At 56.6% G+C, this 23,682-nt stretch carries 23 protein-coding genes; 11 read left to right on the top strand and 12 right to left on the bottom strand.

What is annotated here, in order from left to right:
• Nucleotides 1–15: 15 nt before the first annotated feature.
• On the top strand, nucleotides 16–2,172 hold the full coding sequence (locus tag F8562_RS11970) for a putative bifunctional diguanylate cyclase/phosphodiesterase (RefSeq protein WP_014838629.1): 2,157 nt from the start codon (nucleotides 16–18) through the stop codon (nucleotides 2,170–2,172).
• 4 nt (nucleotides 2,173–2,176) lie between these two features.
• Here F8562_RS11970 and F8562_RS11975 read toward each other — a convergent pair whose 3' ends face one another.
• Entirely contained in the window at nucleotides 2,177–2,989 is an 813-nt protein-coding gene (locus tag F8562_RS11975) for a trypsin-like serine peptidase (protein WP_014229539.1), read from the bottom strand.
• 802 nt (nucleotides 2,990–3,791) lie between these two features.
• Here F8562_RS11975 and F8562_RS11980 point away from each other — a divergent pair.
• Complete coding sequence (locus F8562_RS11980) at nucleotides 3,792–4,088, top strand: hypothetical protein (protein ID WP_177951964.1); 297 nt, start codon at nucleotides 3,792–3,794, stop codon at nucleotides 4,086–4,088.
• 112 nt (nucleotides 4,089–4,200) lie between these two features.
• Here the strand turns inward: F8562_RS11980 and asr are convergent, their stop codons facing one another.
• Both asr and F8562_RS11995 read right to left on the bottom strand, forming a co-directional pair.
• On the bottom strand, nucleotides 4,201–4,626 hold the full coding sequence (gene asr, locus F8562_RS11990; protein WP_009654716.1) for an acid resistance repetitive basic protein Asr: 426 nt from the start codon (nucleotides 4,624–4,626) through the stop codon (nucleotides 4,201–4,203).
• Nucleotides 4,627–4,800: 174 nt separating this feature from the next.
• Nucleotides 4,801–6,288 carry a carboxypeptidase M32 gene (locus tag F8562_RS11995; RefSeq protein ID WP_014838623.1) on the bottom strand — a complete coding sequence of 496 codons (1,488 nt, stop codon included), beginning with the start codon at nucleotides 6,286–6,288 and terminating at the stop codon, nucleotides 4,801–4,803.
• Nucleotides 6,289–6,588: 300 nt separating this feature from the next.
• Here F8562_RS11995 and F8562_RS29455 point away from each other — a divergent pair, with 300 nt between their 5' ends.
• Nucleotides 6,589–6,681 carry a KPN_01571 family protein gene (locus tag F8562_RS29455; RefSeq protein ID WP_004851273.1) on the top strand — a complete coding sequence of 31 codons (93 nt, stop codon included), beginning with the start codon at nucleotides 6,589–6,591 and terminating at the stop codon, nucleotides 6,679–6,681.
• Nucleotides 6,682–6,716: 35 nt separating this feature from the next.
• Here F8562_RS29455 and F8562_RS12000 read toward each other — a convergent pair whose 3' ends face one another.
• Complete coding sequence (locus tag F8562_RS12000) at nucleotides 6,717–7,967, bottom strand: MFS transporter (protein WP_014229535.1); 1,251 nt, start codon at nucleotides 7,965–7,967, stop codon at nucleotides 6,717–6,719.
• Nucleotides 7,968–8,085: 118 nt separating this feature from the next.
• On the opposite strand from F8562_RS12000, the gene F8562_RS12005 reads away from it, so the two are divergent.
• The 3 genes from F8562_RS12005 (at nucleotide 8,086) to bioD (ending at nucleotide 11,156) form a co-directional block, all read left to right on the top strand.
• The gene (locus F8562_RS12005; protein WP_014229534.1) at nucleotides 8,086–8,979 is read left to right on the top strand and encodes a LysR family transcriptional regulator; all 894 of its coding nucleotides are present in this window, start codon (nucleotides 8,086–8,088) and stop codon (nucleotides 8,977–8,979) included.
• 133 nt (nucleotides 8,980–9,112) lie between these two features.
• A complete protein-coding gene (mlc, locus tag F8562_RS12010; protein ID WP_014229533.1) occupies nucleotides 9,113–10,333 on the top strand; it encodes a sugar metabolism global transcriptional regulator Mlc in 1,221 nt (406 codons plus the stop codon).
• 127 nt (nucleotides 10,334–10,460) lie between these two features.
• On the top strand, nucleotides 10,461–11,156 hold the full coding sequence (bioD, locus tag F8562_RS12015; RefSeq protein WP_004851267.1) for a dethiobiotin synthase: 696 nt from the start codon (nucleotides 10,461–10,463) through the stop codon (nucleotides 11,154–11,156).
• On the opposite strand, the gene clcB is transcribed toward bioD, so the two are convergent.
• The 6 genes from clcB to F8562_RS12045 form a co-directional block, all read right to left on the bottom strand.
• The gene (gene clcB, locus F8562_RS12020) at nucleotides 11,109–12,404 is read right to left on the bottom strand and encodes a voltage-gated ClC-type chloride channel ClcB (RefSeq protein WP_014838621.1); all 1,296 of its coding nucleotides are present in this window, start codon (nucleotides 12,402–12,404) and stop codon (nucleotides 11,109–11,111) included. The genes bioD and clcB overlap by 48 nt on opposite strands.
• A gap of 141 nt (nucleotides 12,405–12,545) precedes the next feature.
• Nucleotides 12,546–13,154: a Tat proofreading chaperone DmsD gene (dmsD, locus tag F8562_RS12025; RefSeq protein WP_014838620.1), complete on the bottom strand. Its 609-nt coding sequence runs from the start codon at nucleotides 13,152–13,154 to the stop codon at nucleotides 12,546–12,548.
• A gap of 40 nt (nucleotides 13,155–13,194) precedes the next feature.
• Nucleotides 13,195–14,052 (bottom strand): DmsC/YnfH family molybdoenzyme membrane anchor subunit, encoded by an 858-nt coding sequence (locus F8562_RS12030; RefSeq protein ID WP_014229530.1) that lies wholly within the window; start codon nucleotides 14,050–14,052, stop codon nucleotides 13,195–13,197.
• A 1-nt stretch (nucleotide 14,053) separates the two neighbouring features.
• Nucleotides 14,054–14,647, bottom strand: coding sequence for a DMSO/selenate family reductase complex B subunit (locus F8562_RS12035; protein WP_224376372.1), 594 nt, complete (start codon nucleotides 14,645–14,647; stop codon nucleotides 14,054–14,056).
• Nucleotides 14,648–14,681: 34 nt separating this feature from the next.
• A complete protein-coding gene (gene ynfE, locus F8562_RS12040; RefSeq protein WP_032719194.1) occupies nucleotides 14,682–17,117 on the bottom strand; it encodes a selenate/tellurate reductase subunit YnfE in 2,436 nt (811 codons plus the stop codon).
• Nucleotides 17,118–17,265: 148 nt separating this feature from the next.
• Complete coding sequence (locus F8562_RS12045; RefSeq protein ID WP_014838619.1) at nucleotides 17,266–17,517, bottom strand: DUF1161 domain-containing protein; 252 nt, start codon at nucleotides 17,515–17,517, stop codon at nucleotides 17,266–17,268.
• Nucleotides 17,518–17,619: 102 nt separating this feature from the next.
• On the opposite strand from F8562_RS12045, the gene F8562_RS12050 reads away from it, so the two are divergent.
• Nucleotides 17,620–18,330: a YnfC family lipoprotein gene (locus F8562_RS12050; protein WP_014229527.1), complete on the top strand. Its 711-nt coding sequence runs from the start codon at nucleotides 17,620–17,622 to the stop codon at nucleotides 18,328–18,330.
• Here F8562_RS12050 and speG read toward each other — a convergent pair.
• Nucleotides 18,324–18,884 carry a spermidine N1-acetyltransferase gene (gene speG / locus F8562_RS12055; RefSeq protein ID WP_004102449.1) on the bottom strand — a complete coding sequence of 187 codons (561 nt, stop codon included), beginning with the start codon at nucleotides 18,882–18,884 and terminating at the stop codon, nucleotides 18,324–18,326. The genes F8562_RS12050 and speG overlap by 7 nt on opposite strands.
• Before the next feature lie 62 nt (nucleotides 18,885–18,946).
• Nucleotides 18,947–19,288 (bottom strand): DUF1283 family protein, encoded by a 342-nt coding sequence (locus F8562_RS12060; RefSeq protein WP_004851259.1) that lies wholly within the window; start codon nucleotides 19,286–19,288, stop codon nucleotides 18,947–18,949.
• Nucleotides 19,289–19,424: 136 nt separating this feature from the next.
• Here F8562_RS12060 and F8562_RS12065 point away from each other — a divergent pair, with 136 nt between their 5' ends.
• From F8562_RS12065 to F8562_RS12080, 4 genes are all read left to right on the top strand, one after another.
• Nucleotides 19,425–19,751: a YnfA family protein gene (locus tag F8562_RS12065; protein ID WP_014229526.1), complete on the top strand. Its 327-nt coding sequence runs from the start codon at nucleotides 19,425–19,427 to the stop codon at nucleotides 19,749–19,751.
• Nucleotides 19,752–19,956: 205 nt separating this feature from the next.
• On the top strand, nucleotides 19,957–21,171 hold the full coding sequence (gene rspA, locus F8562_RS12070) for a starvation-sensing protein RspA (protein ID WP_004851257.1): 1,215 nt from the start codon (nucleotides 19,957–19,959) through the stop codon (nucleotides 21,169–21,171).
• Nucleotides 21,172–21,185: 14 nt separating this feature from the next.
• Nucleotides 21,186–22,205, top strand: coding sequence for a Zn-dependent oxidoreductase (locus F8562_RS12075; protein ID WP_014838618.1), 1,020 nt, complete (start codon nucleotides 21,186–21,188; stop codon nucleotides 22,203–22,205).
• A gap of 43 nt (nucleotides 22,206–22,248) precedes the next feature.
• Nucleotides 22,249–23,625 carry an MFS transporter gene (locus F8562_RS12080; RefSeq protein ID WP_029946863.1) on the top strand — a complete coding sequence of 459 codons (1,377 nt, stop codon included), beginning with the start codon at nucleotides 22,249–22,251 and terminating at the stop codon, nucleotides 23,623–23,625.
• Nucleotides 23,626–23,682 lie beyond the last annotated feature (57 nt).

Below are 23,682 nucleotides of genomic sequence, written 5' to 3' on the forward strand. Positions count from 1 at the left end.
ATATGAGGGCAGAACATGATTCATTTGCCAGGCTGGCGCAATATTCCCTCCGCCAGAACGCTGTCCATCATGATTGTCCTCGCCGGGATCGGCTTAATCGTGTCCATTGTTTCGCTCCTTTATCTCACCCAACACCTGATCGGCCTGAAAGCAAACGAAATTGATAAACATCGTTCCGTGCTATCGGTGGACGGGGCGGTGCAGACCTCGGTGAACCGCGTGCTGTCGCTGGTGATGGATAACGCTATCTGGGATGATGCGGTGCATCAGACCTATACCGATAGGCTCGATCCGCAATGGCTCTACAACTCATGGGGATCGGGTTTTAAAATCAATAATCTCTATGACGGCACTTTCGTACTCGACCAGCACTATCGGGTGCTGTGGGGATCGTTTCGCAGTGAGAGCTTTACCGAGCAGGATACCCAATTCCTCGGCAACGGTTTTCGTTCGCTTATCTCGCAGCATGCCGCCGCGCTGCGCAGCGGTAAAAGCGCTTATGCCGGCATCACGCGAACCCGCGCCGGTATTGCGTTTATTGGTATTGGCCTGATTCGCCCGACGGCAGGGCGGCTACAGGTGCATGATGATACGCGTCGCTATCTGGTGATCACCCGCCATATCAACTCGCAAATGCTTGAGCGCCTGGGCGACACGTTTCAGATTCGCAACCTGCACGTCACGCCAGGCGGCGGAGAATACAGTATTCCGCTGCGCACCCAGGCCGGGGAGATCGTGGGTTACCTGAGCTGGCAGCCGGGGCTTCCCGGCGCGGAAGCCGCGCGGGCGGCCTCCGACAGTATGCGGCTGATTGCCGCCGTGGCGGCTGGGCTGATCCTGCTGTTTATTCTCTTCAGCTACCTCGGGCTTTACAAGCTGGCGCGCGGCGAAAAGCTGGCGCGCGACAGTGCCATGTCCGACTGGCTGAGCCGCCTGCCAAACCGACGGGCGCTGATCGAACGCCTTAACCAGGTGTGCGATACCTCCCAATACCAAATGCAAAGCGTGGTATTTATCGATCTCGACGGCTTTAAGGATGTTAATGATAACTACGGCCATGACGTTGGCGATGCGCTGATTATTCATATCGCTAAAGAACTTCGGGAGCGCGTTCCGCCTGAAGGAATGCTGGCGCGTATGGGCGGCGATGAGTTCGCGATGACGGTAAGCGGCGAACAGGCGGTAAATCAGGCGCTGGCTTTTGCCTGGGCGGTACTGGAACTGTTAAAAGCGCCCGTTATCCTCAACGAGCGAAAAATTTATATCAGCGCCAGTATCGGTATCGCCAGTGGCCTCCCGGCAAGCTGCTCCAGCACCGAGCTTTTTCGCCGCGCCGATATTGCCATGTACCACTCGAAAAAAACCGGCAAAGGGCGCACGACCTGGTATGACGAAGCGCTCAGCGACGCGCGGCAGTATCAGCTGAATATCGAAAATGGCATTCGTCAGGGACTGGAGAACGAAGAGTTTGATGTCTGGTATCAGCCGATCGTCAACGCCGATACGCTGGTTATGGAAGGCGTGGAAGCGCTGCTGCGCTGGCCTCGGCGTCCTCAGGGGGCGCTGCCGCCGGATGCGTTTATCGGTATCGCCGAAAGTAGCGGTTTGATCTACGCGCTTGGCCAGTTTGTGCTTGAACGCGCCTGTAGCGAACTGCAGCCACTGGACGATCTGCTGCTGTCGGTGAATATCTCCCCGGCGCAGTTCCGCGATCCGGAGTTTGAGTCGCGGGTGGTGCAGGCGCTGGGCCGCTGTCATTTCCCGGCCCGTCGGTTACAGCTCGAAGTCACGGAGAGCTACGTGCTGGAGAATCCCGAGCGGGCGAAGTCGGCCATTGAGAACTTAAGGGCGCTTGGCATCGCGGTGGCGCTCGATGATTTTGGCACCGGCTATTCCAGCATCGGCTATTTACGCAGCTTCAGCTTCGACAGTCTTAAAATCGACAAATCCCTGGCCGGGCTGGTGGATGTGGATACCCAGGCGGCGGAGCTGGTGCGCGGGACCGTCCGTATTGCCGGAGCGTTAGGCATCACGGTGGTGGCGGAGGGCGTTGAGAATCAGCAACAGCTGGCGCTGCTGCGGCGGGCGGGATGCGACAGATTGCAGGGTTTCTTCTTCAGCGAGCCGATGCCCGTCGCGTCGTTATTGCAGCTGCGCCAGCAGCAAGGCTGACCGCTTACTGGGCAGCCAGCGCTTCAAGCTTATCGCGAAAGCCGGTGACGGAGATGGCGCGGTTGTCCGCCCGCCAGCGATCTTTTGGTCCAGGCGCCGAACTCTGCACCGCAATCACCTGCCAGCCGTCGTCGGTTTTCAGCAGCAGCGGCGAGCCGCTATCCCCCGGCAGCGTATCGCACTGATGAGAGAGCACCGATGTCTGCGCCCAGCCGGTGACTACGCAATCCTGGTGGGTATAGAGATTATCCAGATGATCTTCCGGATAGCCAGACTGAGTCACTTTTCGTTCTGCGGTTTTTAGCGCGGCGGTCAGATCGGCTTTGCTGCCGCTAAAAATCGGCACCGGCGTAATGCCGGAAGGGGCGTAGCGCAGCACGATAAGGCCAAAATCCCACGGCGCCGCGGCGCTGGGAACTATCCAGCCATCGCCGTCCGCCTTAAGCCGTTTCCCCAGCGAAGGGTCTACGCGGCCTTCAATACCGTGAATTTCGTACACCCAGCCGCCTTTACGCGAGATAAAACGCAGCGCGACGGGTTTATCCGGTTTGCCTTTGGGCGGCGTGAGCAGGCAGTGCCCGGCGGTGAGCGCCAGATTGGGGGCGATAAGCGTGGCGGTACAGAGATTACCGCTGGCGGTTTCCAGTTGCCCAATCGCATCCCAGGGATCGTCCGTGGGGTTGCTGACCGGTTTTCGGTCGTCATGACCAAAAAACAGCGTCTTAATATCTTTTGCACTCATACCATCATCGTCGGCCTGGACCAGCGCTGGAAACAGGGAAATTGAACACAGTAATAACAGGACGTCTCTACGCATATCACTCTCTGGGGAGATAATTATGTATATTGAAAGTAGCAGCAGATTTAAGTTTATGAAAGTTAAGAATAATTTTAATTAAGCCAGGCGGCAGGCGAAATCAGCAAAAAACGCCAGTCGCTTACGGATGAATGGCGTGAATTCAATATGTTAACGCCATTTTCCTGCGGCGTTATTTCCGCAGAAAAGGGCAACGGAAGCAACATAAATCGTGTATCCGAACGTACAACCGGCGGGGGGCGAATAAAGGATTTTCGGTTCAGCTTTTTCTCAAGGCAGTTAATGGCGAAAACGGCCAATATCACGCAAAAAAAGAGATATCTTCACAGGAAAATCGGACTTCTTTACCTGTTTATCAATTACTTTCAAAGCGAAACATTTTCTCACCGAAAACGTTGTTATTGCTATCACCTTGTTGAGCAAACAGAGATGTTATCCCGGCGATGATATCTGCAATGTCAAACACCCGATATACGGGAGGATTTATGTCTAAACAAGGTATTCGCGCATTGGTTTACGTTTCGCTGGTATCAGCAATGATTTGGGGCGCGACGGGCTATCTGCTGGTGACGGCGGTTCACGTTCTTTAATCCGCGGCCTCATCGTGGCGGAACCAGGCAGGTTTAAGCGGCGGGCTGAGCGCGCTTTGCGGCCAGCGCCGCCCGTTCCGGCGTTTGATTGATAGATAAATCCCCGGGCAGGCCGCCGGTGTTCTCGTCAGCAAAATCTCCGTCCCTTACTTTTTCTCTTCCGGGCGCTAACGCTGCCGGCAATATTGCGTGAAGGTGCCGTTGCGCAGCAGGTGGCAACAAAGCGTAGCGGGGTGATGGCAGGTTTGGCGACCGCATTAAGCGACCCCAACGATATTCTCTTTTTTCCGCAGTGTATTCATATCGCCGACGGTATCGGCTGCTGTCTGGGGCTGTTGACGGCGGTGTGGGTGCGTATCGACCGGAGCGTGCTTTCGCTTGATATTCTGGCGGTTCGTCGTTGGCTAACGGCGCGTTACGTCAAACGTTTGACGACGGTCTCGGCGACAACCTGTGGCAGCAATAGGTTTAGTAAAGAAAAAAACGGCTGGCGACCAGCGCGCAGATAATCAGCAGGATCAGGATGAGCTCAAAACGATAGCGCCGCAGCATGGTGCTCTCCAGAAAAAAACGGCGCTGAAGCCAGCGCCGATATCATATCACATCGCTTAACCCGGGAGATTAAGCAGCCGGTTGTGCAGCTGGTTTAGCGGTATGATGTTTGGTGGTTTTGTGGTGTTTTTTCGCTGCCTGTGCTTTCTGAGCTACCGGTTTAGCAGCGGCTTTTTTGTGTTTCTTAGCGGCCTGAGCTTTCTGGGTGGCAGCCGGTTTAGCTTCTGCTTTTTTGTGCTTTTTAGCGGCCTGCGCTTTCTGGGTGGCAGCGGGTTTAGCGGCTGCTTTTTTGTGCTTTTTCGCAGCCTGCGCTTTCTGCTCAGCAGCTGGTTTCGCAGCGGCGGTATGGTGTTTCTTATGGTGGGTCGCTTTAGCGGTGGTGCTGTGAGTTGCAGCAGCCGGCGCCGGAGTCGTGGTGGTGGCAGCATCGGCAGCGAAAGCAACAGAAGACAGACCCATTGCAGCGGCAACGACCAGAGCTAATACTTTTTTCATTCTGATATCCTCGAAAAGGTTTCTTGTTTCAACCCCACTGCGGGGCCGTTGAAAGAACTATATGCCTGTCTTATCGAGGTTTCCGTGAGTGTTTGGTATCGGCGTGTAACCATATGTACAACGCGCTGCTACAACGATGGGACACGGCGTCGGGCGCGGCCCGACGCCGGTGATTTACAGATAACGCGAGGTAAGGTGCTGGCGGAAATAGTCGCTGTTAAGGTCTTCTCCGGTTGCATGCTGAATCAGCTGCGAGGTGGTAAAACGGCTACCGTGCTGCCAGATATTTTGCCGCAGCCAGTCAAACAGGGCGCTGAAGTTACCGTTGGCGATATCGCTTTCCAGCTGCGGTAGCGCCCGTCTGGCGGAAGCCATCAGCTGAGCGGCGTACATCGCGCCAAGCGTGTAGGAAGGGAAATAGCCAAAACCGCCGTCGGTCCAGTGGATATCCTGCATACAGCCGTCGCGATAGTTGCCGAGGGTGGAAAGTCCCAGCCAGTGCTGCATTTTTTCATCCCACAGCGCCGGAATATCCTCGACCTCAATATCGCCATCAATCAGCGCGCGTTCAATTTCGTAGCGCAGAATAACGTGTGCCGGATAGCTCACTTCGTCAGCGTCGACGCGGATAAAGCCCGGTTTGACGCGCTGGTTCCAGGCGATGAAGTTTTCGCGGCTAAAGGCCGGCTGTTCACCAAAGTACTGGTGTACCGTTGGCAGCAGGCGCTGCAGGAAGGCGTCGCTACGGCCAAGCTGCATCTCGAAAAACAGGCTTTGCGATTCATGGATCGCCGTGGAGCGGGCGAGGGCAATGGGCTGATCGAGCCAGTTGCGCGGCAGGTTTTGTTCATAGCGCGCGTGGCCGGTTTCGTGAATGACGCCAAACAGCGCGCTGAGCAGGTCGTTTTCGTTGTAGCGCGTGGTGATACGGACGTCCTGGGGCACGCCGCCACAGAACGGGTGGGCGCTGATATCCAGGCGTCCGCCGTCAAAATCAAATCCCAGCACGCGCATCGCCTCCAGCCCCAGCTCGCGCTGGTCGGCAATCGGAAACGGCCCTTGAGGTTCGATGAGCGGCGTTTGCGCCTGCTTCTCAACCACCTTCTCCAGCAGCGAAGGAAGCCAGGATTTCAGGTCCGCGAACAGTACGTCAAGACGGGCGCTGGTCATATCGGGTTCAAAAATATCCAGCAGCGCGTCGTAGCGGGAACCGCCTTTTGCCGCAGCCCGAATCTGCGCCTCTTCGCGACTCAGTTTGACGACGTTACGCAGGTTCTCGGCAAAACCCTGCCAGTCGTTCGCCGGACGCTGGCTGCGCCAGGCGTGCTCGCAGCGGCTACCCGCCAGCGATTTCGCTTCCACCAGGCTTTCCGGCAGCAGCGCCGCCTGTTCGTACTGACGGGTCATTTCGCGCAGGTTGGCCTGTTCCACATCATTTAGCTCTTCCTGAAGCGCATTCTGCAGCCATTCACCCACTTTTTTATCGGTCAGGATCTGATGCTGCAAAACGCCAAGCTCGGCCAGCGCTTCGCCGCGGGCCGCGCTGCCGCCGGGGGGCATCATGGCGAACATATCCCAGCCGGCGATGGCGGAAAGATGCGAGAAGCGGGAGAGTCGCTGGAAGGTGCGGGTAAGCTGATGATAATTTTTATTTTCGGTCATGTTTACACTCTGACGGTGGCAAGTGAACAAAAGCTTTTTCGTGGGCCTACACTATCGCGATCCGCCGGTGGGGTCGAGGGATGCGGGCGCTTTCGACATAAATCACCCCGACGTTAATGGGAAATTGCCCACAGCGTCGGCTCGCCCGCTCGACGCAAGCATCAGCATAATGTAGTGATTAATCGATTGCGTATTTTATGTTTGGCTCGAAATAATCCAGATGTGCGTAAAGTAGCAGACGCTTTCTCTGAACTACGGCTAAACTTAATGCAGGCACGGGCCGCCGATGCGAGGTGGATTATGAATCCGTTTACCTGGCTGTTTATAGCACTGCTTTCCGTCGATGCCGTTAGAGAACTGTTGGGAATGTCGTCGGTACTGGGGATGTGGTGAAGAGCGTGGCCCGTTTCAGGCCACGTTAATCTGCGTTATTTCAGTCGCTTGTGTAAACACGCGCCGGTGAGCAGCGCCGCCAGCAGCATCAGCGCGATAAACCCACCTACGCCGTTCCAGCCGTAGTTATGCCAGAATACGCCGCCTAACGTCCCCGCCATACTGGAACCCAGATAGTAGCTGAATAAATAGAGCGATGACGCCTGGCCGCGGGCACGACGCGCGCGCGGGCCAATCCAGCTGCTGGCCACCGAGTGGGCCGCGAAGAAACCCGCGGAAAACAGCAGCATGCCGATAAAAATCAGCCACAGCGACGAGAACAGGGTCAGCAGCAGGCCACCGAGCATCACCGCAGTCGAGAACAGCAGCACCGGGCCGCGACCGTAGCGAACGGTCATGGCCCCGGCTTTCGGCGAACTCCAGGTACCGGTCAAATAGGCCACCGATAGCAGGCCAACGACCGCCTGGCTGAGGGACCACGGCGAAAGCATCAGGCGGTAGCCGATATAGTTAAACAGCGTCACGAATGACCCCATTAACAAGAAACCCTCAAGAAACAGCAGCGGCAGCCCGCGATCGCGCCAGTGCAGGCGGAAGTTGATCAGCAGCGATTTTGGCCGCAGCGAGGTTGGACGGAAGTGGCGCGATTCCGGCAGGATGCGCCAGAACATCAGCGCGGCCGCCAGCGCGAAGCCGCTAATGACCGCCAGCGCTATCCGCCAGCCGAAGAAATCGGTAAATACCCCCGTCAGCAGACGGCCGCTCATGCCGCCAATGGAGTTTCCGCTGATATAAAGACCCATTGAGAACGCCACCACGCTGGGGTGAATCTCTTCGCTCAGATAGGTCATGCCGACCGCCGCCACGCCGCTCAGCGACAGGCCGATCAGGGCGCGCATCATCAGGATCCCATGCCAGCTGGACATCATCGTCGACAGCAGTGAGCAGCAGGAGGCCAGCACCAGCGCGGTAACCATCACCTGTTTGCGGCCAATGGCGTCGGACAGCGGACCGGTAAACAGCAGGCCGACCGCCAGCATCGCCGTGGAAATCGACAGCGAGATACTGCTGCTGGCCGGCGAGACGCCGAATTCACTGGAAAGCACCGGGAGGATCGGCTGGACGCAATAAAGCAGCGCGAACGTCGCCAGTCCGGCAGAAAAGAGGGCGAGAGTGACGCGAATAAATTGCGGAGTACCGCGTTTGATAAACTGGTTTGGCTGAGGAGCGATGATGTCGCTGACGTCGTTTGCCGGGGCGGTGTCAACGGTAGTTGTACGACTCACGGAAAAATCCTTGCTGATATACAGAGAGTTAAGTGACCGCAATGGCCACTTATTCAGGGTATGAAAATGTAAATATTCTGTCTAATATATTAATAATCTCAAATAAGACGTTTTAAATATGAATATTGAACTGCGCCATCTGCGCTATTTTATTGCCGTGGCGGAAGAGCTCCATTTTGGCCATGCGGCGGCGCGGTTAAATATCTCTCAGCCGCCGCTTAGCCAGCAGATTCAAATCCTTGAACAGCAAATTGGCGCGCGTCTGTTTGCTCGTACTAATCGCAGCGTCAGCCTGACCGAAGCCGGAAGGCAGTTTCTCGCCGATAGCCGGCAGATCCTCTCGCAGGTCGATGATGCTGCCGCGCGCGCGGCTCGGCTTCACCACGGCGAAACCGGCGAGCTGCGCATTGGCTTTACCTCATCGGCCCCCTTTATCAAGGCGGTTTCCGACACGCTGTCGACCTTTCGCCGCCGCTATCCCGATGTGCATATTCAGACGCGGGAAACCAACACGCGCGAGCAGATTGTGCCGCTGAACGAAGGCGCGCTGGATCTGGGACTGATGCGTAATACCCAGCTGCCGGATACCCTGGCCTGGGAAAGAGTGCTGCGCGAACCGCTGCTGGCGATGGTACCCCGCGATCATCCGCTGGCCAGCCAGCCGCGCGTAAGCCTGCGGGAACTGGCGCGGGAGCCGTTCGTGTTTTTCGATCCCCATGTGGGTACCGGGCTGTATGACGACATTCTGGGCTTGATGCGCCGCTACGACCTGACGCCAGCCATCACCCAGGAGGTGGGGGAGGCAATGACGATTATCGGCCTGGTGGCCGCCGGTCTTGGCGTGTCGATTTTACCGGCGTCCTTCAGGCGGGTCCAGCTGTTGGAAATGTGCTGGCTGCCGATCGAAGAGCAGGACGCGGTGTCGGAAATGTGGCTGGTGTGGTCGAAGCATCACGAACAGGGGCAAGCGGCCCGGCGTTTTCGTGAATCGCTGCTTGCCAGCGCCACATGAGACATTTAGGACAAATAACGGCTAAAAATGTGCGGTAAATCACAAGGCTAAGCAAAAATTTGACGAGTACCGTTGAAGTGCTTCACCATAGCCATCAGTTTATTTCGAAGCGCGAAAATAAAGGGAGTCAACGGTGGTAGCGGACAGTCAGCCAGGCCATATCGATCAAATTAAGCAGACCAACGCGGGCGCGGTTTATCGCCTGATTGATCAGCTTGGCCCGGTGTCGCGCATCGACCTCTCGCGCTTCGCGCAGCTGGCCCCTGCCAGCATCACCAAAATCGTCCGCGAAATGCTGGAAGCGCATCTGGTCCAGGAGACGGAGATCCAGGAGCCAGGGAGCCGGGGAAGGCCTGCCGTTGGCTTGATGGTGGAAACCGAAGCCTGGCACTACCTCTCTATCCGCATCAGCCGCGGCGAGATCCACCTCGCGCTACGGGATTTAAGCAGCGCGCTGGTGGTGGAAGAGCAGCTGGAACTGGCGTTACAGCACGTTCAGCCCTTCGCGAGCCGGCTGCTCGATCAGGTTGACCAGTTCTTTATTCGTCACCAAAAGAAGCTGGAGCGTTTAACCGCCATCGCCGTCACCATGCCGGGGATCATCGATACCGAGCACGGAATCATCCACCGGATGCCGTTTTATGAAGACGTTAAAGACATGCCGCTGGGCGAAATCTTAGCCAATCATACCGGCGTATCGGTTTATATTCAGCACGATATCAGCGCCTGGACCATGGCCGAATCGCTGTTTGGCGCCTCCCGGGGAGCGCGAGATGTGATTCAGGTGGTGATCGACCATAACGTTGGCGCGGGCGTGATCACCGACGGTCGTCTGCTGCACGCGGGCAGCAGCAGTCTGGTCGAAATCGGCCACACCCAGGTCGACCCGTATGGTAAACGCTGCTATTGCGGTAACCATGGCTGTCTGGAAACCATTGCCAGCGTGGAGAGTGTGCTGGAACTGGCGCAGATCCGCATGGCGAAGTCGATGAGCTCAATGCTGCATCAGCAGCCGCTGAGCGTTGAATGGCTATGTCAGGCCGCGCTGCAGGGGGATTTACTGGCGCGGGACATTATCAGCGGCGTCGGGAACCACGTTGGACGGATTCTGGCGATTATGGTTAACCTCTTTAACCCGCAGAAAATCCTTATCGGCTCTCCCTTCAATCTTGCCGCGGATATCCTGTTTCCGGCAATATCTGATTGTATTCGACAACAATCGTTACCAGCCTATAGCCGACATATTGCCGTGGAAAGCACCCAGTTTTCTAACCGGGGAACGATGGCTGGCGCGGCCCTGGTAAAGGATGCCCTCTATAACGGATCGCTGCTGATACGACTGTTACAGGGTTAACATTTTTTCATATTCACACCAAAAATTGCGCTATCTCAAGCTGGCTTCCGGCAGCATCGCGTAGACTTTTTCCACAGTTGATTATTTCTCTCCCGTATATTTCATCAACATAACTGTGGGGTTAGTGATGTTTAAGCGTTTCTTCATAACAGGTACTGACACCGCTGTCGGCAAGACGGTGGTTTCCCGTGCGCTGTTGCAGGCACTGGCTGCCAGCGGCAAAAGCGTCGCCGGGTACAAGCCTGTGGCGAAGGGCAGTAAAGAGACGCCGGACGGACTGCGGAACAAAGATGCGCTGGTCTTACAGAGCGTGTCATCGCTGGTGTTACCGTATGAAGCTGTCAATCCCATCGCGTTAAGCGAAGATGAAAGCAGCGTGGCGCACAGTTGCCCGATCAACTACGGACTGCTGTCGGATGGTCTCCAGCGCCTCAGCGGCCAGGTTGAACATGTGGTGGTTGAAGGTACCGGCGGCTGGCGCAGCCTGATGAACGATCTGCGTCCGCTTTCGGAATGGGTGGTGCAGGAACAGCTGCCGGTGTTAATGGTCGTCGGCATTCAGGAAGGCTGTATCAATCATGCTCTGCTGACCGCGCAGGCGATTGCCAACGACGGCCTGCCGCTGATCGGCTGGGTGGCCAACCGGATTAACCCAGGCCTGGCGCATTATGCTGAAATCATCGAGGTGCTGAGCAAAAAGCTGCCGGCGCCGCTGATCGGTGAACTGCCTTACTTACCGCGCGCGGAGCAGCGTGAACTGAGCCAGTATATCGACTTATCGATACTCGGCGAGGTGATGGCGGTAGATAGAATCCCGGCGTAACGTCCGCGACAGCACCGACGCCAGTACGCTGGCAATCAGTAAACCGGGCAGTAAAACGTATTGTCCGGTCATTTCACAAATCATCAGCGTGGACATAATCGGCGCGTGGGTGGTGGCTGCCAGAAACGCCGCCATGCCGGTTAAGCCAACCACTATCGCGATAGCCTGGTAATCAGGTAGCCATAGTCCGGTCAGGCTGGCGAACAGCATGCCAATCCCCAGCCCAACAAACAGCGTTGGGGTAAAAACGCCGCCCGGCGCGCCGGAACCGCTGCTGGCCAGCACGGCGAGCAGCTTGCAGACAAACACCACAATCATGGCGCTGAAGAGCGGTGGCGAAAGAAGATAGCTTTGCACAACGCTATAGCCATTTCCCCAGACGGCCGGCGCGAGCAGCGACAGCAGACCGACGATAAGTCCGCCTAGCGCCAGCTGCCACGGAGGCGACAGGCGCAGCCGGACAAAGCACCGGTGGCTATAGCTCATCAGCCAGATAAACAGCGGCCCGCAAAGCCCGGCCAGCAGCGCCGTCGCCAGCATCAGCGCATAGTGCGTCGCGCTCAGGGTTTCGTGGAATTCAACGTGATACAGCGGAGCCGAATCGCCGTTCAGCAGATTGGTCAGCAGCAGGGCCACCACCGCGGCAATCACCACCGGGCCAAGCGACGCCAGCATCAGGGTACCGAATAAGATCTCGGCGATAAACAGGCTCCCGGCCAGCGGAGCGTGGTAAGCGCTGGCCATCCCGGCGGCGGCGCCGCAGGCTACCCATAGCTTCCACTCTTCTTTTGGCGTAAAGCGGCGGGCGAACAGCGACGCGGCCAGCGCCGCCAGCAGGATCATCGCCCCCTCGCGACCAATGGCGCTGCCGGTCGTCACCACCAGCAGAGAGGCCAGCGATTTTACCAGGCTGGCTGGCGTATCAAACACGCCGTCGCCGGTCTCGAGCGCTTCCATATAGTCGGTTGGCGCACGGGGCCGCGCAAGGGTGCGGCGCTGCCAGAGCCAGAGCAGGGCGCCAGCCGCAAGGCCGCCAAGCGCGGGCGTCAGCAACCGACGCCATGGTGGCAACGACTCGGCGGCGTTCACCAGGCTTCCACTGTCATTGCTCAGAAACAGGCTTTCCAGACCGGTCATCGCATGGCGAAACAGGGCAACCGCGAGCGCGGCGAGGACGCCGACCAGCATGGCGATAATCATGCGGCGAAACATAACCTGAACATCAGGATAAGCGTGAAGACGATGCATCAGCGAATTCGGTTAACGGGGAATGGGGCTTATTTTTACCGGGAATAAGCATAGACGCAAAAGCGATAAGTGCGAAAGAGGCTAAAGGTGACGTTGTCACGAAATGCGTTATGCCCGGCGGGCGGGCATAACGTCAGGGCATTAGCGGTAGAGCGGCTTATCCGCGACCGCGCAGGGCAGCCGCGCCTGCCATCGCGTCAGCGTTTCTTGCGCCAGCTGACCAAGAGCCTGATAAAAAGGGTTTCCCGCCCCGGCAATAAACACGCTCAGAAAACGGCCCGACCACGGGAGAAGATGCCAGGCCAGAAGCTGGTTAAATGCCTCATCCTGACCGGATTCACAAAGCCAGGCCGCCAGCAGCAGCAGCGTACCGAAGTGGTCTTCCGGTTCAGCGCGTTGCTCAGACAAACCGATGCCGTTAGCCCGCATCCACTCGCGCAGCGCCAGCGTAGAGTCGCCAAACAGCACGCTTTCTTTATCCAGCCAGACGGAGCCCCACGGCGGCGCAGGCAGCGCCCACGGGCCGATGAACAGCCGCTGCCAGGCGTCCGCCAGCGGTTCATCGTCTTCGAGAGCGAACTGCGCCGCCAGGCCGTTCGCGACCGGCCAGGGCCACTGACTTTGCCAGCTGCCGTCGCGCAGGGCGGCAACCAGCGGAGTAGCCTGCTCGCTGCCCGGAGCATAAGAGAACAACGCCCCCAGCGTACGGGCGCTGAGTGCGACGGCATCGCGGTCTTGCGATTGCATCATATCTATTCCTTACTGCAGAGGGTACCGCGGCACCCATTCATTAACCGGCAATCGCCGTACCGACGGTCATATGTAGGCCATAAAACAGGCCTCGACCGATAAACTCGCCGAGTAATACCAGTATCAGTCCGAGCAGCAGGCTGGCGATGCGCGGGTTTTTCTTTCTTGCCAGCGGGCAGATCCAGCAGCCAAGGCCCAGCGTCAAAAATGCTAAACGCAGGATTTGTAGCCAGCCGTAGTTTGGCAGCAGGGCGCTGGCCTGCTGCACGGAACTGCGGATCTCCGCCAGTTCGCTGTTCTGCAAAATGACCACGGCCAGGCTTGCCAGCAGCGCGAGGACGCTCATCGACGCGAAGACCGTGCCGTTAAAAGGCACGTTGGCTACCCGCAGCAACAGGGCGGCGAAAAGCGGCCCGCACAGCACCATCGTCAGGAAGAAGGCGGCGGTGGTGTAGGCATTATACCAGGTCGGCACGGTATTAATTTGATAGACCAGGGTCATCTCGAGGACGAACAGGCAGCCGAGCAGCATGGTGAGCAGAAGCCAGGCCTTGGCCAGGATTGCCGGCATTTTGCCGAGAAACGTCAGCAGCCACCAGACTCCTCCGACGGCGAAAAACAGCGCGCCGCTGGCGATTTCATTACTTAACGCCGATGCGCCGACCCGGGTAAGAGAGTTAAATGCCCGCAGCGGCGAGCCGAGGTGGATAATCGACGCCAGAAAGCCAATCCCCATGACCAGCCAGATAAAAAACATGCAGCGCACCAGGCGCTGCCGGGCTTCGGAGTTATTATTCAGCGAAAGCCAGCCGAGCCCGCTGACGATAATCGCCCCTGCGACGCTTTGCCCCAGCACCGTAAACAGCACCAGCGGCCATTCATGCCATCCATTTCCCATTTTACACCTCCTTCGGATTGGCCAGATAGCCGGTGGTATCGCCGCACGGACGCGCGTTGGCGTTCGGTTTGATCGCGATACTCGGCCTGGTGAAGTGCGCAGAAGGCAGCGGGGCGACGGCGGCAAGCTGACCGTGCTTTTCACGCAGTTCTTCGATGGGGCCAAAGTCGAGCGCCCGCAGCGGGCAGGACTCGACGCAAATCGGCTTTTTACCCTCGGCGACCCGGTCATAGCAGCCGTCGCATTTGGTCATATGGCCCTTTGCCGCGTTGTACTGCGGCGCGCCGTACGGGCAGGCCATGTGGCAGTAACGACAGCCGATGCACACCGCTTCATTCACCACCACAAAGCCGTCATCGCGCTTGTGCATGGCGCCGCTGGGGCACACTTTTGTGCAGGCCGGGTCTTCGCAGTGGTTGCAGGCGATGGACAGGTAATAGGCGAAGACGTTTTGCTGCCACACGCCGTTGTCCTCCTGCCAGTCGCCGCCCGCGTATTCGTAGATGCGGCGAAAGCTCACGTCAGGCGTGAGGTTTTTATAATCCTTGCAGGCCAGCTCGCAGGTTTTACAGCCGGTGCAGCGGGCGGAATCGATAAAAAATCCTTACTGAGCGCTCATGGTTTACTCCTTAAACCTTCTCGATTTCGACCAGATTGGTGTGCTGCGGATTGCCTTTAGCCAGCGGCGAAGGGCGGTGCGTCGTCAGCGTATTAATACAGGATCCGCGATCGATACGATCGCCATTCATGTTGGCGTCATGCCAGGCGCCCTGGCCCATTGCCGACACGCCGGGCATGATGCGCGGGGTCACCTTAGCCGGAATGCGCAGCTCGCCGCGGGCGTTGAATACGCGCACCATATCGCCGTTCTTAATCCCGCGCTTTTCGGCGTCCAGCGGATTTAGCCACACCTCCTGACGACAGGCCGCCTGCAGGACATCCACATTGCCGTAGCTGGAGTGGGTACGCGCTTTATAGTGGAAGCCGAACATTTGCAGCGGGAATTTCTCGCGCAGAGGATCGTCCCAGCCTTCGAAAGTAGAAGCATATACCGGTAATGGACTGATGGTTTCGTCTTTTTCCAGCTGCCATTTGGCGGCGATATCCGCCAGACGGCTGGAGTAGATCTCGATTTTACCCGACGGGGTTTTTAGCGGGTTGGCGACCGGGTCTTTGCGGAAGTCGCGGTAGGCCACAAAGTGTCCGTTGGGGTCTTTACGCTTGTAAATCCCCATCTTTTTCAGTTCATCGTAGCTCGGGAGCGCCGGGTCTTTCGCCAGCATTTTCGCGTACAAATGCTGCAGCCACTGCTCCTGGGTACGGCCTTCGGTAAACTTCTGGTGGACATCCTCGCCAAGCCGTTTTGCCACTTCGCTGAGGATCCAGTAGATAGGTTTGCGCTCGAATTTAGCGGAGGTGACCGGCTGAATAAAGATGAGATAGCCCATATTGCCGGCGTAGTCGTTGGGAATAATGTCTTCCTGCTCGACGGTCATCAGATCCGGCAGCAGGATATCGGCGTATTTGGCCGAGGAGGTCATAAAGTTTTCGATAACCACGATCGTCTCGCACTTGCTTTCGTCCTGCAGGATCTCGTGGGTCTTATTGATATCGGAGTGCTGGTTAATGATGGTATTGCCGGCGTAGTTCCAGATGAATTTAATCGGTACGTCCAGCTTCTCTTTGCCACGCACGCCGTCGCGGGTGGCGGTCATTTCCGCGCCGCGATCGATGGCGTCGGTCCAGCTAAAGCAGGAGATCTGGGTTTTCACCGGGTTTTCCGGCAGCGGCATGCGTTCGATGGTGATAGTGTAAGTTGACTCGCGAGCGCCGCTGTTGCCGCCGTTGATGCCGACGTTGCCGGTCAAAATAGGCAGCATGGCGATCGCCCGGGAGGTCAGTTCGCCGTTAGCCTGGCGCTGCGGACCCCATCCCTGGCAAATGTAAGCCGGCCTGGTGCTGCCGATTTCCCTGGCCAGCTTGATGATGCGGTCGACGGGAATGCCGGTGATCCGCGAGGCCCATTGCGGCGTTTTCGCCACGCCGTCATCGCCCTGTCCGAGAATATACGCTTTGTAATGCCCGTTCTTCGGGGCATCTGCCGGCAGCGTTTTTTCATCGTAGCCGACGCAGTACGTATCGAGGAACGCCTGATCGACCAGATTTTCATTAATCAGCACCCAGGCGATGCCCGCCACCAGCGCGGCGTCGGTGCCGGGGCGAATCGGGATCCACTCATCCTCCCGCCCGGCGGCGGTGTCCGTGTAGCGCGGGTCTATAACGATCATTCGCGCGTTAGAGCGCTCTCGCGCCTGTTCTAAATAGTAAGTGATCCCGCCGCCGCTCATGCGGGTTTCCGCCGGGTTATTGCCGAACATCACCACCAGCTTGCTGTTTTCGATATCGGAGGTGCTGTTGCCGTCGTTGCTGCCGTAGGTATAGGGCATCGCGCAGGAAATCTGCGCGGTACTGTAGGTACCGTAGTGGCTTAAAAAACCGCCGTAGCAGTTCATCAGACGCGCGACCAGCGAGGCGTAAGGGGAGGAGCGGGTGATATTGCCGCCGACAATCCCGGAGGAGTAGTTAATATAAACCGCTTCGTTGCCATACTCTTTGACGATGCGTTTGAGATTGTCGGCGATCGTATCCAGCGCCTCCTCCCAGCTAATGCGGACAAACTTGCCTTCGCCGCGTTTGCCGACGCGCTTCATGGGATAGTTAAGGCGGTCGGGATGATTAATGCGGCGGCGGATGGATCGGCCGCGCAGGCAGGCGCGCACCTGATGATCGCCATAAATATCCGCGCCGGTATTGTCGGTTTCGACCCAGACGACTTCATCGTCACGCACGTGTGAACGCAGGGCGCAGCGGCTGCCGCAGTTGACCGAACAGGCGCCCCAGACGATACGCTCCTCGCCGCGAGCGGCGTCTTGCACCGCGGCAGCGGCGTGACTCAGGCTGAAAGGCAGCGATAAACCGCCGGCGGCGAGAGCCAGCGAGCCAAGGGCGGTTGATTTGATTAGCGTTCGACGGGTAAGGCCGTCGGTATGTTCCTGGTTAGACATTGCTCACTCCATGATTTTGTTATAATGGCGTAATGCCAACGCCTTCGTAAGGTCGGCGTGGAGAGTGAGGAATGATACTTAAAATGGAGTAGAGAGATCTTATCCCTGGTCAACCGAGGGATAAGACTTCTCCAGACATTCGGCGAGGTTACTGCGCACCGCTGTCGCGGGTATAGATGATTTTAAAGGTGTCGTTGGCGCAGTGGCCGACAACCTGTGCGCCGGGCCGATCGGGCTGGTCGTTCGGGACTATCGTCAGGCTGAAGCCCGATTCCGGGACGCCGTTGTTGATGATTTTTTGCTGAATATCGCTTTTTACCCGCTCGCAGGAATCCGGCGCCGCGAAAGCAGCGGTCGAACCCAGAAGCAGAGCCGCACATAGCCAGGGTGATAGTTTCATCATAAACTCCTTATTAACGTTATCCAGACTTAAGCATAGCAGAAGTGGTGTAAACAATTGTATTTGCTAATATGATTGAACTATGCACAAAAGGAATCGCGCGTGAAAAAACGGTTGTTGCTGTTACTGGCTGTCGGGGCGCTTAGCGCCTGCGATGAAAAGGGCGCGCCGCAGGCCTTCACCCCGGAAATGGCCAGCTTTTCTAACGAATTTGAGTTCGATCCGCTGCGCGGGCCGGTGAAAGCGTTTAGCCAGACGCTGTATGACGAACACGATCAGGTGGTGAAGTGGGTTAAAGGGCGTTTATCCAGCGAAGGGTGTTTTGACCTGCTGGCATTTGAGGATCGGGAGAATAAAACCGGCGCGGCGTTGGTGCTGGACGCTAACTACTACCTGGATGCGCAAAGCCACGAAAAGCGCCTGCGTTTACAAGGCAAATGTCAGCTGGCGGAAATGCCCTCGGCGGGGGTCTCCTGGGAAACCGATGATAACGGGTTTGTCGTCACCGCTCGCGGCAAGGAGAGTACAGCGACGTACCGCTACGATAGAGAAGGCTATCCGCTGGGCAAAACCACCATAGCCAAAGGTGAACAATTTACGGTGGCCTCAACGCCGTCATCCGATCCGCGCAAAAAAATGGACTACACCGCAGTGAGCACCTTCAATGACCGCGCGCTGGGCAACGTAAGCCAGACCTGCGATTACGACAGTCACGACAACCCGGTAAGCTGCGAGCTTAAGGTTGTCGACGACAGCGTGCAGCCTGCGTTAACCCGCCACTACACCATCAAAAGCACTATTGACTATTACTGAGCCGTCGGTTTCAGCAGCGTCTGGCCCTGCGGTTTATGCTCGGCCAGATACTGGTGCTGGAACAGGCACATGCGGATGGTATTGCGGTATTCGCCGTTAATAAAGAATTCATGAATCAGCTCGCCTTCCACCATAAATCCGAGCTTGCGGTAGATGTGGATCGCTTTTTCATTTTCTTTATCGACGATGAGGTAGAGCTTATACAGGTTGAGCACCATAAAGCCGTAGTCCATCGCGAGCTTAGCGGCGCGGGTGGCCAGACCTTTTCCCTGATAATCGGGAGAGATAATGATCTGAAACTCGGCGCGGCGGTGCACGTGGTTGATTTCAACCAGCTCAACCAGTCCGGCCTTTTCGCCGTCGCATTCAATGACAAAGCGGCGTTCGCTCTGATCGTGAATGTGTTTGTCGTACAGGTCGGAAAGCTCAACAAAGGCTTCATAGGGCTCTTCAAACCAGTAGCGCATAACGCTGGCGTTGTTGTCGAGCTGGTGGACAAAGCGAAGATCTTCGCGCTCAAGCGGGCGGAGTTTGACGTGATAAGCGTCAGTCATGGGAGTACCTGTGTGTTATAGCGAAGTTTTGGTGATTGTGGCGCCCGTGCGGGCGCCATTCATTACGGGGTAATGGTGCGACCGGTGCGGCGGTCAAGGCAGCGCAGGGTGTTGGGCTCCCAGTACGCGTTGACGTTCGCGCTCTTCTGGCAGTTGTCCTGGGCGTCAAAAGCCACGTCGGCTTTATCCCACTCTTTTTCGGCGCGCTTGTTGACCTTCTGGCGTAAAGTGCGGGTGTCATTCCACTGCTCTTTTTCCATGGCGGCCTGCTGGCGGCTCTGAGCGCTGTCGCCGGATTCGATGACCAGCTTGTCCGTTTTGGCGAATGACGATGCGGTAAAGACCACCGCGCTCAGCGCCAGCAGGGCAGTCAGGCACCAGCGTTTGTTCAGTGTTGTGTTCATCACGATTTCCTTTAAGCGATTCCCTTGGATTGAGTTTACTACATCTCCTTTCGACGGCATACCCGACAAAACAGAGTAAACGACGGCCATTATTGCGTAGAATGCGTTAACGCTTGTTCAACTTACGACGCTTTGCATGTTAAAAACCACGCTGCTTTTCTTTGCTACCGCCCTGTGCGAAATCATTGGCTGCTATTTACCCTGGCTCTGGTTAAAACGCGGGGCGACGCCCTGGCTGCTGATGCCGACGGCCCTGGCGCTGGCGCTTTTTGTCTGGCTTCTGACGCTGCACCCCGAGGCAAGCGGACGGGTTTATGCCGCTTACGGTGGGGTGTACGTGTGTACTGCGCTGCTGTGGCTGCGCTTTATCGATGGCGTCAGACTCAGCCACTATGATTGGGCTGGCGCGCTGGTTGCGCTGTGCGGCATGCTGATTATTGTGGCCGGCTGGGGACGCGCATAGCCTCTTTTACTGAGTGAGCCGGGCCAGGTGATGCTGTCCCGGCCCATCTCTTCCTGCCTTCTCGCTCGCTTTCTCTGTTCACGCCGCTTTTATCCCCGATGAGATACTGTGATCTGCCGCGTCTTTTTTGATCGTTATACTTGTATGGTAGTAGGTCTGATGGTTTACTTTTACCCACTAACCGCACAGAAGTAAGGAATGAGAAATGAAGATCGTTGCCGCTGAAGTTTTCGTCACCTGTCCGGGGCGCAACTTCGTCACCCTTAAAGTCACCACTGATGACGGGATCGTCGGGTTAGGTGACGCGACGCTAAACGGTCGCGAGCTGTCCGTTGCGTCCTATCTGCGGGATCATCTCTGTCCGCAGCTGATTGGCCGCGACGCGCATCGCATCGAAGATATCTGGCAGTTTTTCTACAAGGGCGCCTACTGGCGTCGTGGTCCGGTCACGATGTCGGCGATTTCCGCTATCGATATGGCGCTCTGGGATATCAAGGCGAAAGCCGCAGGCATGCCGCTCTACCAGCTGCTGGGCGGGGCTTCGCGCGAAGGCGTGATGGTCTACTGCCACACCACGGGTCACTCCATCGATGAAGTGCTGGATGACTACGCGCGCCACAAAGAGATGGGGTTTAAAGCGATTCGCGTGCAGTGCGGCGTGCCGGGGATGAAAACCACCTACGGAATGGCGAAAGGTAAAGGGCAGGCCTACGAGCCGGCAACCAAAGGCCAATGGCCGGAAGAGCAGCTGTGGTCTACCGAGAAGTATCTCGATTTTACGCCACAGCTGTTTGCCGCGGTACGCGAAAAATTTGGCTTTAACGAGCATCTGCTGCACGACATGCATCATCGCCTGACGCCGATTGAAGCGGCGCGTTTTGGTAAGAGTATTGAAGATTACCGCCTGTTCTGGATGGAGGATCCGACCCCGGCGGAGAATCAGGCGTGTTTCCGTTTAATTCGTCAGCATACCGTCACGCCGATTGCCGTCGGAGAAGTCTTCAACAGCATCTGGGATTGTAAACAGCTGATCGAAGAGCAGCTGATTGACTATATCCGCACCACCATTACCCACGCAGGCGGGATTACGGGGATGCGTCGGATCGCCGATTTTGCCTCGCTTTATCAGGTACGCACCGGTTCACACGGGCCGTCCGATCTTTCTCCGGTCTGCATGGCGGCCGCGCTGCACTTCGACCTGTGGGTGCCGAATTTTGGCGTCCAGGAATATATGGGCTATTCCGAACAGATGCTGGAAGTCTTCCCGCACAGCTGGACGTTTGATAACGGCTATATGCATCCGGGTGAAAAACCGGGGCTGGGAATTGAGTTCGATGAAAAACTGGCCGCGAAATACCCCTATGAACCGGCCTATTTGCCTGTAGCGCGTCTGGAAGACGGCACGTTGTGGAACTGGTAAAGAAGGAAGTCAAAATGAAAAGTATCGTGATTCGCCAGCCCAACGAACTGGTGATTGAAGAGCGTCCGATCCCGCAGCCTGCCGCGGGCGAGGTGCGGGTAAAAATTAAGCTGGCGGGGATATGCGGTTCCGATAGCCATATTTATCGCGGCCACAATCCGTTTGCCAAATACCCGCGCGTTATTGGCCATGAATTTTTTGGCGTTATCGACGCCATCGGAGAAGGGGTTACCGACAAAGCCATCGGCCAGCGGGTCAGCGTTGATCCGGTCATCAGCTGCGGCCATTGCTATCCTTGCTCGGTGGGCAAACCAAACGTCTGCACCTCTTTGGTGGTGCTCGGCGTGCATCGGGATGGCGGTTTTAGCGAGTACGCGGTGGTGCCGGCGAAAAATGCCTGGCAGGTTCCGAACAACGTGACGGACAGACATGCGGTGATGATTGAGCCCTTCACTATCGCGGCCAACGTTACCGGGCACGTTTCGCCAACCGACCAGGATATCGCGCTGGTCTACGGCGCCGGGCCAATGGGCCTGACGACCATTCAGGTGCTGAAGCGGGTGTATCGCGTTAAGCAGGTCATCGTGGTCGATCGCATTGATGAACGCCTTGAGATGGCCCAGCGTAACGGCGCGGATTGGGTGATTAATAACAGCGTCGTGCCTCTGGCGGATACGCTGAAGGCGGAGGGGGTACTACCGACGCTGATTATCGATGCGGCCTGTCATCCCTCGATTCTACAAGAGGCGGTCACCCTGGCTTCTCCGGCGGCGAGAATTGTTTTAATGGGATTCTCGACGGAGCCTTCGCAGGTTGCACAGCAGGGTATTACCGGCAAGGAGCTCTCTATTTTCTCGTCGCGTCTTAACGCCAATAAATTCCCGGTGGTCATAAAGTGGCTGGAACAAGGCTTAATTAACCCGGAGGAGCTGATTACTCATCAATTTGCTTATCAACATGTTATCGATGCACTGGAGCTTTTTGAAAATGACAGGAAACGTTGCTGTAAGGTTTTATTAACCTTCAGCCAATAACAACAGGTGCGGACTCTGTATTCTACAATTAGAGATAATCATTATGACTACCGTAAAAAATGAGAGAACCACTTCCGATCTCATTCGTGCAGCCGTATCTGGTTGGTTAGGCACGGCACTGGAGTTTATGGATTTCCAACTCTATTCCCTTGGCGCAGCGCTGGTTTTCCATGAGATTTTTTTCCCGGAGCAATCCGCCGCCATGGCGCTGATTCTGGCAATGGGAACCTACGGCGCGGGCTATATTGCGCGGATCGTCGGCGCCTTTATTTTTGGTAAAATGGGCGACAGTATTGGGCGCAAGAAGGTTCTGTTTATTACCATCACCATGATGGGGATCTGTACCACGCTTATTGGCGTGCTGCCAACCTATGCCCAGGTCGGTATTTTAGCGCCGGTGTTGCTTGTGACTTTACGTATTATTCAGGGGTTGGGTGCCGGGGCCGAAATATCAGGTGCGGGTACCATGCTGGCGGAATATGCGCCGAAAGGTAAGCGTGGAATTATCTCTTCGCTGGTGGCTATGGGCACCAACTGCGGTACGCTAAGCGCCACGGCTATCTGGGCGGTGATGTTCTTCGTGCTGGACCGTGAACAGCTCGTCGCGTGGGGATGGCGTGTGCCGTTCCTGGCAAGCGTAGTGGTGATGATCTTTGCCATCTGGCTGCGTCTCAATCTGAAAGAGAGCCCAGTTTTTGAGAAAGTGAGCGAAGACAGCGTCCTGCAGAAAGAGATAGCGACCCAGGAAGGAACCTTTAGCGCCATGCTGAAAAGTAAGTCCTTCTGGCTGGCGACGGGTCTGCGCTTCGGACAGGCGGGAAATTCAGGATTGTTGCAAACTTTCCTCGCGGGCTATCTGGTTCAAACATTACTGTTTGATAAAGCTATCCCTACCGATGCGTTAATGATTAGCTCTGTTATCGGCTTTATTACCATCCCATTCCTTGGGTGGCTGTCAGATAAAGTGGGGCGTCGCTTACCCTATATTATCATTAATATTTCAGCCATTATTCTGGCGTATCCCATGCTGTCGATTATTGTGGATAAGAGCTATAGCGCGAGCACCATCATGGCGTCACTGATCGTCATTCATAATATCGCGGTATTGGGTCTGTTTGCGCTGGAAAATATCACCATGGCGGAAATGTTCGGCTCACGTAACCGCTTTACCCGCATGGCAATTTCAAAAGAGGCGGGGGGATTAGTCGCCGTAGGCTTTGGCCCGGTGCTGGCCGGTATTTTCTGCAATATGACCGGTTCCTGGATGCCCATTGTTGTGATGTTGGTGTGCTACTCCATCATTGGCTTAATTTCCGCCATTCTGATGCCTGAAGTGCGTGACCGCGATCTGAGCTTGCTGAATGACGCCGCAGACTGCGCGCCGCAGAATAAAGCGGTGGGTAACGGGCAATATATTTAAAAAACACAAACTCCGCACCGAATGATGATCGCCGTAAATAACATTCTGCCGGGCCAT

Origin of the sequence: Klebsiella sp. RCJ4, from assembly GCF_009025755.1 — a bacterium.
In the GTDB taxonomy this organism is placed as follows: Bacteria; Pseudomonadota; Gammaproteobacteria; order Enterobacterales; family Enterobacteriaceae; genus Klebsiella; species Klebsiella michiganensis.